The organism is Devosia nitrariae, assembly GCF_030160115.1.
GTDB classification, from domain to species: domain Bacteria; phylum Pseudomonadota; class Alphaproteobacteria; order Rhizobiales; family Devosiaceae; genus Devosia; species Devosia nitrariae.
In genome coordinates, this window is the sequence record NZ_BSNS01000017.1 from 1 (window position 1) to 13,243 (window position 13,243).

A 13,243-nucleotide genomic window follows, 5' to 3' on the forward strand; every position below is an offset into this window, starting at 1 on the left:
CCTACGATGCCGACAGCCTGCACGACGTCATTCTCAATGAGGGCGGCGAGCCGGTCATTCCACCGCGCCGCCACCGCAAGTACCAGCATAGCTACGACAAGTTCGTCTACCGACAGCGCTGGGGGATCGAAGGTTTCTTTGCCAAACTCAAGCAATGGCGGCGCGTCGCCACCCGCTACGACAAGCTGGCAGCCAATTTCCTCGGCTTCATCAAGCTCGCAAGCATCATGCTGTGGCTCAAATAGCTAAATTGTCACTACAACCTAGAGCTTTTCCCGTTCCGATTGAATCGGAACGGGAGCTCTAAGTCATTGATTTGTCGCGCTTTCGAACCGCAAAAGTGGTGCCCACTTGTGCTGAAAACGCTCTAGCCGCCGAACCGCGCCAGATCCGAGCCTCGCACCTCGTGGTGCTCGACGAATTCCGGACGCTCGAGCAGGTACTGGTCGTCCTCGGGATAGTAGCGCGCGACCTGGTAGTCATCGCCGGCGAAACGGCGCACGGCATCGAGGTCCGTCCACCAGCTGATGGTCGAAATCTCGCTGCTGCCATCGCCGAGATCGCGCAGCAGGATCTGGTAACCAAGATTGCCCTTCGTTTCTGCGTAATGCGCGGCGCCCGTTTCCTCGATATAGCCGACATATTCATCCGCCTCTTCCGTGCGGATGCGGGCCGACCATTTCCTGAAGATCATCTGCCCTCTCCTCGATCCTGTCCGCGCGTTCCCGCTCATTTGAGCACGGCCGTCGCCTCGATTTCGATGAGGAAGTCGGGATTGGCATGCCCCAGCACGCGGATACCACTGACCGTGGGCGGGTTCTTGATTCCGCCGGCGCGCTTCATCCACTCGTTGAAACCCGGCGTGATGTCGCCCTCGCCCTTGATGTAGAGGCCGACGCGGACCAGGTCGTCGAGTGTGCCGCCGGCGGTCTCCAGCACGCGAATGAGGTTGTCGACCGCCTTGGCGGTCTGGCCGGCGAGATCGTTGCTGACCACCTTGCCGGTTTCATCGACGCCGTTCTGGCCGCCGATGATCAGGGTGCGCATGCCGGCCGGCACGATGATCCCTTGCGAGAACACCGGGCTCCTGTGCATGCCTTGCGGGTTGATGTGCTCAAGCGTCGTCGCGGTCATCTGGCTCTCCTCTGACTGTTGTGCCTGCGCAAAGGCAAGGGACGGGGCGGCCAAAGTCGCCGCTGCGGACGTAACGAAAGTCCGCCGTTGCATCATCATTCGGGTCACGTTGTCCTCCTCGAGTGTTTCAGCAAAAGTGACACCACCTTTGCGGTTCGAAAACGCGACAGTTCAAGACTTGGAGCCGCCGTTCTGGTTGTCGGAACGGGAAAGCTCGCATGGTGATGACCGGAGATTACAACGGGCCTCCTGCCAGAACGTGTCAGCAACCTGTTCGCGCAAGGCGGGCGAAGTTCACGCCATGCAGGATGCCTCATCCGAGGCTCGCCGCTCGCGCAATCAAGATCACCCCCGCCGCGACGACGACGACCCCGACACCTCGGGCGACGCGCTCACCTGCGAGACGTTCAATGGCGATGGCTGCTGCGACGACCGCCATCGCGCGCAAGTCCATGATGCCGATGACCAGAAGGACCGCCATCAGATTGGCACAGCACTGGCTGCAGTGAAGGCCGAGGCGCACGCCGTGTCGCAAGGCTGTGCCGATGTCCGCCGGCAGCGGATGGCCGCGTCCGGGCACTGCCCGACAGCAGGCAAGATGATGCGCCTTCCAGGAGGTAAACTGGAGCGCGCCGGCGATCAACACGACCACACCGACCGCCATCGGTACGGCGTGCGCCAACGCCGGCTGCTGCATCTCGACCGCCGCCAGCGCGGCGCCCAGCGGAAAAGCGGCCATTCCGAATACGGTCCAGACGAAGAAGTATCCGACGCCCACCAGTGCGGTCAGCCAACCGAGGCGGGTTTCGCCCGTCCTGGCGACAGCTTGGCGGTAGCGTCGCAGCATTGGCACGAGGGACGGCAGCATCATCGCCACCATCATTACGATCCACATGCCGAGGAACGAGGCTGCGGCGCCCAGCCAGGTCTGGCCGGGCATCCGCATCCACATCATTGACATCGTCCAGCCGCCGGGCATCTCCATCTCGCGCATTGCCGACATGGACGTGCTCCAGACAATCGTCACTGCCGCGCACGCAGCAAAGAGGAGCGCCGAAACGGCGAAGAAGGACCGCTCTGACGTTGACTCGGAAACCATCCCCGTCCTCCTTTCCCGGCGAAATCCAGGACCTGCTCAGCGCTTGTCGTAGTCGTCGTGGTGTCGGAACCAGAGGCCGGTCTCGTTACGCCCCAATGGTGCTCGGTCGAGCCACTGGTACATGCCCCAGAGGCCGTCCAGGCCGCGCGCGTAGGTGGAATAGGTGTGGTAGACGACGCCGCCCTCGCGAACGAAAGCGCTCATGCCTGGCCTCTCTCGCACGTAGGTGACCGGATCGACGCCGGTCATGGCCGCGATGGGAGCCTCGTCGGCAATTTGCGAACTCTCGCGCAACGCTGGCTCACGCCGATAATTGTATTCGACGTCTCCTTTGCGCTGTTCCTCCTCGGTGATCGAGGCGTTGAAATCGTAGTTGAAATCGCCGTCGTCCGAGGATGCCCATGGAAATGTCCACCCCATCCGCCGCTTGAAGGCCTGCAGCTTGGTGAGCGGCGCCCGCGACACCGCCCAAAGCATGACGTCGTGGTTGGCCAAATGGACGGCGAAGCCATTGAAGCCGTCGGCGATCGCCGAACAGGCCGGACACCCGACCTTGTAGTCCGGCCCGAACATGAAGTGATAGACCAGAAGCTGCGAGCGTCCTCGGAAGAGGCCCGCTAGCGAGGCGCTTCCCTCCTCGGTCTCGAGCCGATACTCCTTTTCAATCTGCACCCACGGCAGCTCCTGCCGCTGCCGCGCCAGCGCGTCGCTGCGGTGCGTCAGCTCCTTTTCCGCCTTGAGCAATTCAAGTCGGGCTGCAAGCCACTCTTCACGTGTGCCGGTCATGTGTGTCGTCATCACTGTCTCTCCTTTGGGTGCCTTTGGGTGCCCTTGCCTGCCGTCCGTGACACGGCGTGCTGATCGAAGACGCGAGATACGATAGGACCGTGGTATCAACGGTGGGAGTTACAAGTGTGGCGGGATTCGGAGACTCGCTGGTCATTGCTGCTGCGCACTGAACCAGGTCGCCTCGCGCGGCGCGGAATGAATGGCGCAGCAGGCAGCACTGCTGTTGCAAGCCTTGCCAAAATGACACTACTCAATGGCGACGACCAATTTTGCCAGCGCTTTGGCCTCCCCTCATTTCTCGCAGATGCGTCGCGGACCGGAATAGGGCTGGAACGTGCAATCGGACGCGCGGAACGAGCGGTAGGCCCGCGAGCAGGCCTGGATGTTGCACTGCAGCGGGGCGCTGGCCGGCTGGTTTTCCGCGCCGAACGGGGCCTCCGCCGCAGACCCTTGCGGCGGCACGGCATCGGTCATGAAGCGCTGCCACATCATGGCCGGCAACCGGCCGCCGGTGACACCATCCATGGGTGAGCTGTCGTCGTTGCCGACCCACACGCCCACCGTATAGTTCTCGTCGAACCCGACGAACCAGGCGTCGCGGTAGTCCTGGCTGGTGCCTGTCTTGCCCGCCGCGATGCGGTCGATCATCGCCGCCTGCCCGGTGCCGCGTTCGACGACCAGCTGCAGCAGCCCGACCATGGTGCCGTGCACGGCATCGAGCGATTGCGATGGCTCGACTCGCGGCCCGATGGTGAAGGGGCGGCCATTGGCCGCCTCGAACGTCGCGATGCCATAGGGCTCGATCGGCGCCATGCCAGCCCGGATCGACGCGTAGGCGCCGGTGAGGTCCAGCAGCGATACTTCCGACGCCCCGAGGATCAGGCTCGGTGTCTCGCGCAGCGACGCGTCGATGCCGAGCTCGCGTGCTGCGGCCACGATGTTGGGCAACCCCACTTCCATGCCGAGATAAACCGAGGCGACGTTGAGCGAGCGCGCGAACGCTTCGGCAAGGCTGACCCGCCCCGAGTATTCGCCATCGAAATTCTCGGGGGTCCACCCGTCGATCTCGATGGGGCGATCCTCCAGCCTTGTGTCCGGCGCCGCTCCGAGCTTCAAGGCCGCGTAATAGGTGAAGAGCTTGAATGTCGAGCCCGGTTGCCGCAGCGCCAGAGCGCGGTTGAACTGGCTCTCGCCATAGTCGAGCCCGCCGACCATCGCCAGCACCGCACCGTCGGGCCCCAGCACCACCATGGCGGCCTGCCCGGCACCGGACCCCGCGCCCTGCTCTTCCATGACGGTCCGCACCGATTGCTCGGCGATCGTCTGCAAGGCCGGCACGAGGGTCGTGGTCACCTTGACGTTGCCGAGGAACTGTCCCGACATTTCCTGTGCGTCCTGCATCGCCCAATCGGCAAACCAGGTGCCGGTGCCGAATTCCGGACGCCGCGGCTGCAGCTGTGCCGAATTGAGCTGCGCCTCGGCGGCGGCTGCATCGTCGAGAAAGCCCGCCGACTGCATGGCCCTGAGCACCGCTGCCGCACGTTCCCTCGCCCCTTCAAGATTCTCCAGCGGATTGAGGGCCGAGGGGGAAGCAATGAGGCCGGCAAGCAGCGCGCTTTCCGCGACCGTCAGCTCATTGACGGCCTTATCGAAATAGACCCTCGCAGCGGCCGGCATACCGGTCGCCCCCGCGCCGAGATAGACGTTGTTGAGATAGAGGGTGAGGATCTCGTCCTTGCTCAGCCGGCTCTCCAGCCAGAGCGACAGGAAGAGCTCCTGCACCTTGCGGCGCAGCGCACGGTCCGGCTCGAGATAGAGGATCTTGAGCAATTGCTGGGTGATGGTGCTGCCGCCCTCGCGGATCTCACCGGCAACGAAATTGCGGGTGAGCGCCCGCCCGATCCCCCACAGGTCCATGCCCCAATGGTCGTAGAAGCGGCGGTCTTCGATGGCGAGGACCGCCTGCACGAGACTTTCGGGGAACTGGTCGAGCGTTGCCGACGCCTCGCGGTAGGGTCCGCGCTGGATCAGCGGCTCCCCGCCGGCAGCGACCAGGGAAATGGCCTGGTTGTCGACCCGGCCCGAGGCGATCCTTTCGAGCGGCACGTCGTGGAGTGCCCAGACCATGAGCCCGATGGTTGCAGCGATCAGGCCCACGGCAAGAGTGCCGGCAACGATCGCGATCCGGCGCCCGACCCTGCGGCGGCGCGGGGTCCGGGAGGATGCTGGCAGGGTCTCGCCCTGAGGCGGCAGATCCACGTCAACGCCGGTCGGGGTTTGCTCGGTTGTGGCAGGGGAGCCGTCCCGCCGCCTGGCTCGCAGAAGGGAGAGGCTCCATCTGCCGAAGCGGGCGAGGTCCCGGCCCACCGCCCTCAGCAACAGGGCAAGCGCCGCCCCCGTATTCACCACCTCATCGTCCGGCCGGCCTCGGCTTGACGGCGCCTGCGGCTCGGCGGCCGCGTCCGGTGGCGATCCGGTCGGCTGGGAGTCTGTTAAGGGTTGGGGCCATCGCCTGGGCATGGATATGGTGGAGTTGTTGACGCTCCCTCGACAACTGACGGAGGAGCGATCCGGTTCAATCGCGGCGTACGATGCGCGCCCGCCTCGACATTCTCCCCGGCCCGCTCCACAATTGCCTCCCCACCTCCGCTTCTCAAAAACCAAGGTCTATCAGATGGCTCTGCGTATCCTTTTCGTCGGCGGCACCGGCCAGATCTCCTATCCATGCATCAAGCGCGCCATTGCCGAGGGCCATGACGTCAGCGTCTACAATCGCGGCAAGAGGATCACCGACCTGCCGGCCGGCGTCACCTCTATTACCGGCGAACTCGCGGCGCCCGAATATGCGGACCTGGCCAAGGCCAACTATGATGTCGTCTGCCAGTTCATCGCCTTCACGCCCGATCAGGTGGCGCGCGATATCGAGGTGTTTGCCGGCCATTGCGGCCAGTACATCTTCATCTCGTCCGCCTCCGTCTATGAAAAGCCGGCGCGTCACTACGTGATCACCGAGGAAACCCCGGCGATCAATCCGTACTGGCCCTATAGCCAGAACAAGATCGCCTGCGAAGAGCTGCTGAAGAACAGTGAGAACCTATCCTGGACGATCGTACGCCCCAGTCACACGGTTCGCACGGGCCTGCCCATCATGATGGGCGACAGCGACATCATGGCGAGACGGATGCTCGATGGGGAGCCGACGATCGTCGCCGGCGATGGCCACACGCCCTGGACCCTGACGCGATCGGTCGATTTCGCCGTGCCGTTCGTCGGCCTCTTCGGCAAGCCGCGCGCGCTGAACGATATCTTCCATATCACCAGCGACCGCGCCCATATCTGGGATGATATCCAGAAAGCGATCGCCAGGTTGCTCGGCGTCGAAGCCAAAATCGTGCACGTCCCGACGGACACTCTCATCCGCTACAACCAGGATTGGGTGGGCCCGTTGCTGGGCGACAAGTCCTGGACGGCGATCTTCGACAATTCCAAGGTCAAGAGCGTGGCAGGCGACTTCACCTGCGCCGAAGATCTCGAGGAGATCCTCGCCGAGCCGATCATGCACCTCAAGCAGCGTCTGGCTGCCAACCATCCGCCGAAGGGCGATCTCGACGCCCTGGTCGATCGGATATGCCGGGAGCAAGCGGCGCTCGGCTAGGGCGGTTCGCGCCTATGTGAGTGCCCTCCCTGGCTCCTGGGTGTCACCCCCGTCCTCCCCCATCAAGGGGGAGGTGGAACTCCGAGCGGTTGACATATAGGTGCCACAAGCACAGTGCAGCACCTCCCCCTCGATGGGGGAGGACGGGAGGGGGTGGTGCGTCTCGCACCGTCCTTGGTTGGCTCTTGCGTCCACCTGTTCACCCCTTCTCCGTCACGTACCGCTGCACCTCCTGCGTGGCAATTGCGTCGCGGTTCTCGTCCCAGTCGGGTCCCCCGCCCAACCGGACGGCGAGATAGATCAGGTTGGCGAAGAAGCCCGGAACGCCGCGGTTCTCCATCGCCTCCTTCATGATCCTGTCCGCCTCGAGCCGGCTATAGGGCGTAGATCGACTGATGGATGCGGGGTGCTTTTTCCAGATGCCGGTGCCGCCCGTGGAATAGAGATAGTCATGGATGATGGCCGCCTTCACCCAGGGTCCGTCTGGCGGGACCAGCGTCCAGGCCCATCTGGGCACGGATGCGAGGTCGGTGACGAACCCTGCCGGAACGGTGATCGTTTCCCCTTCATCCCCTTCCGTATAGGTCAGCGGGCGCTGCAAACCCCAAAGGCTTCTGCCGCCCTTGAGGGACGGCACCTTATTGTTGTCGAGCAGAACGAGGACGAGTTTCCCGCTGAACCTGTCGACATACTCCTCCATGTCACCCCTCCCGATCCCGCAGCCGTGTCGTGGATTCAGAACGAGACGATTCGATAACCTAGTGCTCGCGTTCCGTTTCTATCCAGACGGGAAAGAGCTTAGCATGTCGCCGCTTGGGGAGAGCACCGTCACGCGTTTCGGCATCAGGAGATCGACGGGGCATGCGCGGCTGATCGGCTGTCTCTCTTCGCCCTGCTCCTGGGGAGGGGCCGCCCATGAAGCGCATAGCGATCTTTTGCGACGGAACGTGGAACCGCATCTCGAAGTCGCCGACCAATGTCGTGCTCGGCGCCCAGCTGCTGCTTCCGGTGGCCGATGACGAGGTTCAGCAGCTCACCTACTACCGGCAGGGCGTCGGCACGTCCTGGCTCATCAACCAGAAGCTCGAGACCTACCTTGCCGGGGCGTTCGGCCTCGGGCTCTTCGACAACATCGCCGACGCCTATCGCTTCCTGGTGTTCAACTATGAGACGGGCGACGAGATCTACATTTTCGGCTTCTCGCGCGGCGCCTTCACCGCCCGCTCGCTGGCCGGATTGATCCGCAAATGCGGCATCGTCAACCGCGACAGGATCGGTGAGATCGAGGGCGCCTTCGAGCTCTATCGGCGCCGCGGCGACGCCTCGCATCCCGACAGGGACGATGCACAGCGGTTCCGCGCCGAGAACTCGCCGGAAACGATCATGAAGGACGAGGATCGCGAGTGGCGCCGCGCCAACGGCTATGAGAACCTTTACGAGGACCTTCCGAACTTCACCATCACCTATCTCGGCGTTTGGGACACAGTCGGAGCCCTCGGCATCCCCAAGCATCTGATCGTCGAGCAGATCGCCCGCACGGCCAGCAAATACGAGTTCCACAACCTCCAGCTCTCGAGCATCATCGCCTCCGCCCGTCACGCCGTGGCGCTCGATGAAACGAGGCTGAGCTACGCGCCCTCCACCTGGGAGAACCTTGCCGACCTGCAAAAGGAACGGCCGGGCGCTTACGCCGAACTCTGGTTCCCCGGCAACCACGGATCGGTCGGCGGAGGCGGCGACATCAGGGGCCTCTCCGACGCGGCACTCCTCTGGGTCATGGAGGGTGCGGCAAAGGCTGGCCTTGGCCTCGACACGGCCGCCATGGACAACATCGCGCGCAACGTCGACTTCAAGGCGCCTCTGAGCAATGTCTTGGCGGGGCCGGGCTTTCTCGATCTCATCATGCGCCGAGCCAGCCGCACCGGCCCGGAGGATGAGAGCTTGCTCTCGCAGACTGCGCTCGCGAGGCTCAGGCACGCTGACGATGCTGGAGGGTGGAAGAAATATCGGCCGCCTGCCATCGGGAAGCTTCTCGATCGGTTGTTCCCGGACAAGTAGTCCGCACCGCGCAAGGCCCCCTCACCCGGCCCTGCGGGCCGACCTCTCCCCCAAAGGGAGAGGTGACGCGGTGACGCGCGCAGTGCCCTCTTCACCTCTCCCTGGGGGGAGGTCGACGGCGAAGCCGGCGGGTGAGGGGGCCTTCCGCTTCCGCCCAAGCGGACTTCAGCTCCGAAGGGTCCGATCACCCAAGAGCGGCGACAGGCTGCGACCTCTTGTGGACCGTCCTGCGGTAGGCGCCGATGATGATCTCCTCGGCCGTCGGGTCGATCTGCTTGCCCTCGAGGAAGTCGTCGATCTGGTCGTAGGTCACACCATAGACTTCCTCGTCGGCCCGTTGCGGCGCGTGATCCTCGAGATCGGCGGTCGGAACCTTGGTGATCAGTGCCTCCGGAGCCCCCATATGCCGCGCCAGCGCCCGCACACGCCGCTTGGTGAGGCCGGCCAGCGGCAGGATGTCTGCCGCACCGTCCCCGAACTTGGTGAAGAACCCCATCACCGCCTCTGCGGCATGATCGGTGCCGATGACGATGCCGTTGGCGTTGCCGGCGACCGCATACTGGGCGACCATGCGCTGGCGCGCCTTGATGTTGCCGAGGTGAAAGTCCCGCAGCGCCGGGCTCGCGAAACTCACCCCCGCTTCCTCCACCTGCCGCATCATCGCGTCCACCGGATCGTGGATATTAACTGTCAGGTTCTTGTCGGGCGCGATTGCCGCCAACGCCGCCTGGGCGTCGTGCTCGTCCGCTTGCACCCGGTAGGGAAGCCGCACGGCAATGAACTCGGCCGCATAGCCCTCGTCCCGAAGCTCACGCACGGCCGCCTGTGCCAGCAGGGCGGCCGTCGTCGAGTCGATGCCGCCGCTGATCCCCAGCACATAGGCCTTGAGCCCGGAGTTCCGCAGATACTCCTTGAGAAAGCCGATGCGCCGCTCGGCTTCGGCAGGGGCATCGAAGGTGGCGGCGACCCCGAGATCGGCGATGATGTCGGTCTGGTTCATGGGTTTGACTTTCTGCTGTAAGCACCGGCGAGGAGGAGTAGCTTCAATCTAAACAACCGGCACCACGCCTGCGCAATGAGGAAGCTTATGCGAGGCCTCATCAACCACATCGATCTGACCGTCCTCGACCCGGACCGCTCCCTCGCCTTCTATGAAGCCGTCCTCGGCTACATGGGCTACCGGCGCGTGTCCGCGCACGAGCGCGGCTACGATTTCGACCGCGAAGCCCCCGACGGCCTCTACACCTCCGTCGGCATCATGCGGGCGCAAGGCCAAGGACGAACCCGCCGGCACGACCGCTATTCACCGGGCCTCCACCACCTGGCCTTCACCGCGGAAAGCCGCAGCGACGTCGACGCCTTCCACCGCCTGCTCCTCGACATCGACGCCGACGTCCTCGACCCGCCGGCCGACTATCCGCAATATGGTGTCGGCTACTATGCCGTGTTCTTTGCCGATCCCGACGGCCTCAAACTCGAGTACGTCTATTGGCCGAAATAGCGCCAGCGTTTAAGGGCTGCCCCACGGGTGCGCGGGGAGAGGGCAAATGAAGATCATCGGCATGCTCGGCGGGCTGGGGCCGCCGTCGACGGTCAAATATTACGAGTGGCTTACGCAAGGTGTGCAGCAGCGCACGGGCGGCACCTCCCAGGGCGCGCGCGTGCTGATCAACGCGCTCGACGGCAAGGACATCGCGGCGTTCCGCGCGAGGGGGGACGACGAAGGCGAAGGCGCGTTCTTTGCCGCGGAGGCGCAACGGCTGCAGCGAGCCGGCGCCGAGTGCATCCTCATCGCCTCCAACACCTCGCACAAGAACGCACCATGGGTAGAGGACGCCGTCTCCATCCCCCTCATCCACCTCGCCAAAGCCACGGCACGGGCTGTGGTCGAGTCCGGGCAGCGCAAAGTCGTCCTGCTCGCCACGGCGACGACGCTCGAAGGTCACTTCTATACGGATATTCTGCGGGCGGCGGGACTCGATGTCGTAATCCCCGATGCTGACGAGCGCGCATATATGGATGAGGCCATCTACCAACGACTCGTACGCAATATCGTGGCGCCAGCCGATAAGGAGAGGTTTGCGGAGATCACGAAGAAGTTGATCAAAAGGCACAAGGCCGAGGGCGTGATCCTCGGCTGTACAGAGCTGACCCTGCTCTCACTGCCGGAGCGATTTGAGGTACCGTTCTACGATACGGTTCGTATCCACGTCGAAGCTGCGCTCGACTTTGCGATTGAAGCATAAGACCTCTGCCGACCTGTGAAGGACCCGCTTGACCTTCCAATCACGGGAAGGATTACGGTGCCACCGGACCATCAGAAGGGCGTCCCTCAATGACTTCCGAATCCCACGACCACCATCATCACCACCACGCCGGTCCCGCCGCCGCGCCACTCCAATCCCTCAACCGCCTCGCCTTCAGCGCAACGCTCCACTGTCTGACCGGCTGTGCCATCGGCGAGGTGTTGGGCATGGTCATCGGCACGGCGCTTGGCTGGGGCAATTTCGAGACGATTGCGCTGGCTGTCGTCCTCGCCTTCATCTTCGGCTATTCGCTGACCATGCTGCCGCTGCTGCGCTCCGGCATGGCCCTGCGCCAGGCGATCGGGCTGGCGCTGGCCGCCGACACCATTTCCATCACCATCATGGAGATCGTCGATAACGCGGTGATGCTGATCATCCCCGGCGCCATGCATGCCGGGCTGACGAGCTTCCTCTTCTGGGGCAGCCTGGCCTTCGCCCTGATCGTTGCCGGCGCCGCCGCCTATCCGGTCAACCGCTGGCTGATCAAGCGCGGGCGCGGGCATGCGGTGGTGCATGCCCATCATGGCCATCACTGAGGCAGTCTCAAAAAAGTCGGAGCGCATGATCCGATGCCGCCGGCCATGCGCTCCAGTCTGCGACGTCTCAGGGTTCAGCGCGTGAGGCCGGCGAAGAAGCTCGCAACCTCTTGCGCCCACACCTCGGGCACCTCCATGGCGGCAAAGTGCCCGCCGCTGTCGAGCTCGTTCCAGCGCGTGATGGTGTTGCCGGCTTCGGCAAAGCGCCGGATGGCGACCTCGTCGCGGGCAAAGACGGCAACGCCCGTCGGCACGCCGGAATTGGGCTTGGGCGACCACGCCTCGGGGTCGTGCGCGTTCTCGTAGTAGAGCCGGATCGACGAGGCGGCGGTGCCGGTGAACCAGTAGACCAGCACATTGGTCAGGAACTTGTCCTTGTCGACCGCATTGGGGCTGTCGCCGAAGCCGGCGAACATGTCGCCCAGCCAGGCGATGAGGCCGGCCGGCGAGTCGGTGATGGCGTAGGCCAGCGCCTGCGGGCGGCTCGATTGCAGGGCATTGAACCCGAAGCGCTCGGCCATGAACTGCTGCAGGCGCTGCAGGCGGGTCTTTTCCGCATCGCTGAAGGTGGCGATCACCTCCGGCTCGATCGGGCCCATGGGAATGAAGCCCATGGTGGCGGCGTTGACGTGGACGCCGATGACCCGCTCCGGAGCCGCCCGGGCAATGGCCGGCGCAATGACCGCGCCCGCATCCCCGCCCTGCACGCCGAAGCGCTGGTAGCCGAGCCGCGACATCAGCTCGAGGAGCGCCGCGGCGATGCGGCCGTCGTTCCAGCCCGCCTCGCGCGTCGGGCCGGAAAAGCCGAAGCCCGGCAGCGAGGGGATGACGAGGTCGAAGCCGGCGGCCGAGAGCGGTGCGATCGCATCGAGGAACTCGACGAACGAGCCGGGCCAGCCGTGGAGCAGCAGCAGCGGCATGGCGTCGGGCGCGCCGGACCGCACATGGAGGAAATGGATGGTCTGTCCGTCGATTTCCGTCAAGAACTGCGGGTGGCGGTTGATCGCCGCTTCCTCTGCGCGCCAGTCGAAGCCGTTCTGAAGGCGCGCGATCATGCCGGTGACGAACTCGCCGGTCGGGCCATAGCTCCAGCCGGCACCGGGCACCTCATTGGCCAGCAGAGTATTGGCCAGCCTCTGGGTGAGGTCGGTGAGTTTTTCTTCGGGGATGGCGATGGTGAAGGGGGTGATGTCGGTCATTTTCCGCGTTCTCGCTGGGGTTGAAAGTGCATCCTTTCTAGCCAGCGGGCGGTCAGCGGGATTGAAGATTTCCGACAGATTTGGGGGTGCGGGAGGCGGCTTCGGCTTTGCCGCCAATACCTCACCACCCCCGATGTCACCCCGACGCAGGTCGGGGTGTGGAGTCACGTTTGAAGTGCAACACGGTTGCGGATGGCAGAGAAGACCTCGTTTGGGGTTTGGAAGTCCAGGCATTTTCTCGGGGTATTGTTGTAGGCCTGGACGAGGGCCTGGAGCTGTTCGGATGAGAGAGTGGCCAAGTCGGTCTTGCGCTTGAGCGTGCGGCGCATGCGTCCGATGGCGTTCTCGATGCCACCCTTCTGCCAAGGGGCGTGGGGATCGCAGAAGAAGGTGCCCAGGGCCAGCCTGCAGGTGAGCTTGTAGTGCAGGGCGAACTCGGTGCCGTTGTCGAAGGTCATCGAGCGGCG

General features: G+C 64.3%; 15 protein-coding genes. 6 read left to right on the top strand and 9 right to left on the bottom strand.

The genetic code is table 11. The features are described from left to right. On the top strand, positions 1-245 hold a 245-nt coding region (locus tag QQK18_RS16730), incomplete at its 5' end, for a transposase (RefSeq protein WP_284341506.1). Between the two features lie 122 nt (positions 246-367). On the opposite strand, the gene QQK18_RS16735 is transcribed toward QQK18_RS16730, so the two are convergent. The 5 genes from QQK18_RS16735 to QQK18_RS16755 all read right to left on the bottom strand — a co-directional run bounded on the left by QQK18_RS16735 (position 368) and on the right by QQK18_RS16755 (position 5,542). Continuing rightward, positions 368-694 carry a hypothetical protein gene (locus tag QQK18_RS16735; RefSeq protein ID WP_284341507.1) on the bottom strand — a complete coding sequence of 109 codons (327 nt, stop codon included), beginning with the start codon at positions 692-694 and terminating at the stop codon, positions 368-370. Positions 695-729: 35 nt separating this feature from the next. Next, entirely contained in the window at positions 730-1,134 is a 405-nt protein-coding gene (locus QQK18_RS16740; RefSeq protein ID WP_284341508.1) for a RidA family protein, read from the bottom strand. A gap of 313 nt (positions 1,135-1,447) precedes the next feature. After that, positions 1,448-2,233: a DUF2182 domain-containing protein gene (locus QQK18_RS16745; RefSeq protein ID WP_284341509.1), complete on the bottom strand. Its 786-nt coding sequence runs from the start codon at positions 2,231-2,233 to the stop codon at positions 1,448-1,450. Between the two features lie 36 nt (positions 2,234-2,269). Then, positions 2,270-3,031, bottom strand: coding sequence for a DUF899 domain-containing protein (locus QQK18_RS16750; protein WP_284341510.1), 762 nt, complete (start codon positions 3,029-3,031; stop codon positions 2,270-2,272). Positions 3,032-3,313: 282 nt separating this feature from the next. Then, positions 3,314-5,542, bottom strand: a complete 2,229-nt coding sequence (locus tag QQK18_RS16755) for a PBP1A family penicillin-binding protein (RefSeq protein ID WP_379995951.1) — start codon at positions 5,540-5,542, stop codon at positions 3,314-3,316. A gap of 154 nt (positions 5,543-5,696) precedes the next feature. Between QQK18_RS16755 and QQK18_RS16760 the strand changes: the two genes are divergently transcribed. Further along, positions 5,697-6,677 carry an SDR family oxidoreductase gene (locus QQK18_RS16760; RefSeq protein WP_284341512.1) on the top strand — a complete coding sequence of 327 codons (981 nt, stop codon included), beginning with the start codon at positions 5,697-5,699 and terminating at the stop codon, positions 6,675-6,677. 199 nt (positions 6,678-6,876) lie between these two features. Here QQK18_RS16760 and QQK18_RS16765 read toward each other — a convergent pair whose 3' ends face one another. Next, on the bottom strand, positions 6,877-7,377 hold the full coding sequence (locus QQK18_RS16765; protein ID WP_284341513.1) for a DUF1353 domain-containing protein: 501 nt from the start codon (positions 7,375-7,377) through the stop codon (positions 6,877-6,879). Between the two features lie 215 nt (positions 7,378-7,592). Here QQK18_RS16765 and QQK18_RS16770 point away from each other — a divergent pair, with 215 nt between their 5' ends. Further along, positions 7,593-8,735: a T6SS phospholipase effector Tle1-like catalytic domain-containing protein gene (locus QQK18_RS16770; RefSeq protein WP_284341514.1), complete on the top strand. Its 1,143-nt coding sequence runs from the start codon at positions 7,593-7,595 to the stop codon at positions 8,733-8,735. A 184-nt stretch (positions 8,736-8,919) separates the two neighbouring features. Here QQK18_RS16770 and nadE read toward each other — a convergent pair whose 3' ends face one another. Then, positions 8,920-9,735, bottom strand: a complete 816-nt coding sequence (gene nadE, locus QQK18_RS16775) for an NAD(+) synthase (protein WP_284341515.1) — start codon at positions 9,733-9,735, stop codon at positions 8,920-8,922. An 87-nt stretch (positions 9,736-9,822) separates the two neighbouring features. Between nadE and QQK18_RS16780 the strand changes: the two genes are divergently transcribed. From QQK18_RS16780 to QQK18_RS16790, 3 genes are all read left to right on the top strand, one after another. Beyond that, the gene (locus QQK18_RS16780) at positions 9,823-10,236 is read left to right on the top strand and encodes a VOC family protein (protein ID WP_284341516.1); all 414 of its coding nucleotides are present in this window, start codon (positions 9,823-9,825) and stop codon (positions 10,234-10,236) included. A 46-nt stretch (positions 10,237-10,282) separates the two neighbouring features. Beyond that, the gene (locus tag QQK18_RS16785) at positions 10,283-10,981 is read left to right on the top strand and encodes an aspartate/glutamate racemase family protein (RefSeq protein WP_284341517.1); all 699 of its coding nucleotides are present in this window, start codon (positions 10,283-10,285) and stop codon (positions 10,979-10,981) included. A gap of 89 nt (positions 10,982-11,070) precedes the next feature. Further along, a complete protein-coding gene (locus tag QQK18_RS16790) occupies positions 11,071-11,577 on the top strand; it encodes a DUF4396 domain-containing protein (RefSeq protein ID WP_284341518.1) in 507 nt (168 codons plus the stop codon). 74 nt (positions 11,578-11,651) lie between these two features. Here QQK18_RS16790 and QQK18_RS16795 read toward each other — a convergent pair whose 3' ends face one another. After that, complete coding sequence (locus QQK18_RS16795) at positions 11,652-12,776, bottom strand: epoxide hydrolase family protein (protein WP_284341519.1); 1,125 nt, start codon at positions 12,774-12,776, stop codon at positions 11,652-11,654. 164 nt (positions 12,777-12,940) lie between these two features. Then, positions 12,941-13,243, bottom strand: a 303-nt coding sequence (locus QQK18_RS16800) for an IS30 family transposase (RefSeq protein ID WP_284341520.1), incomplete at its 5' end; no start/stop codon positions are given.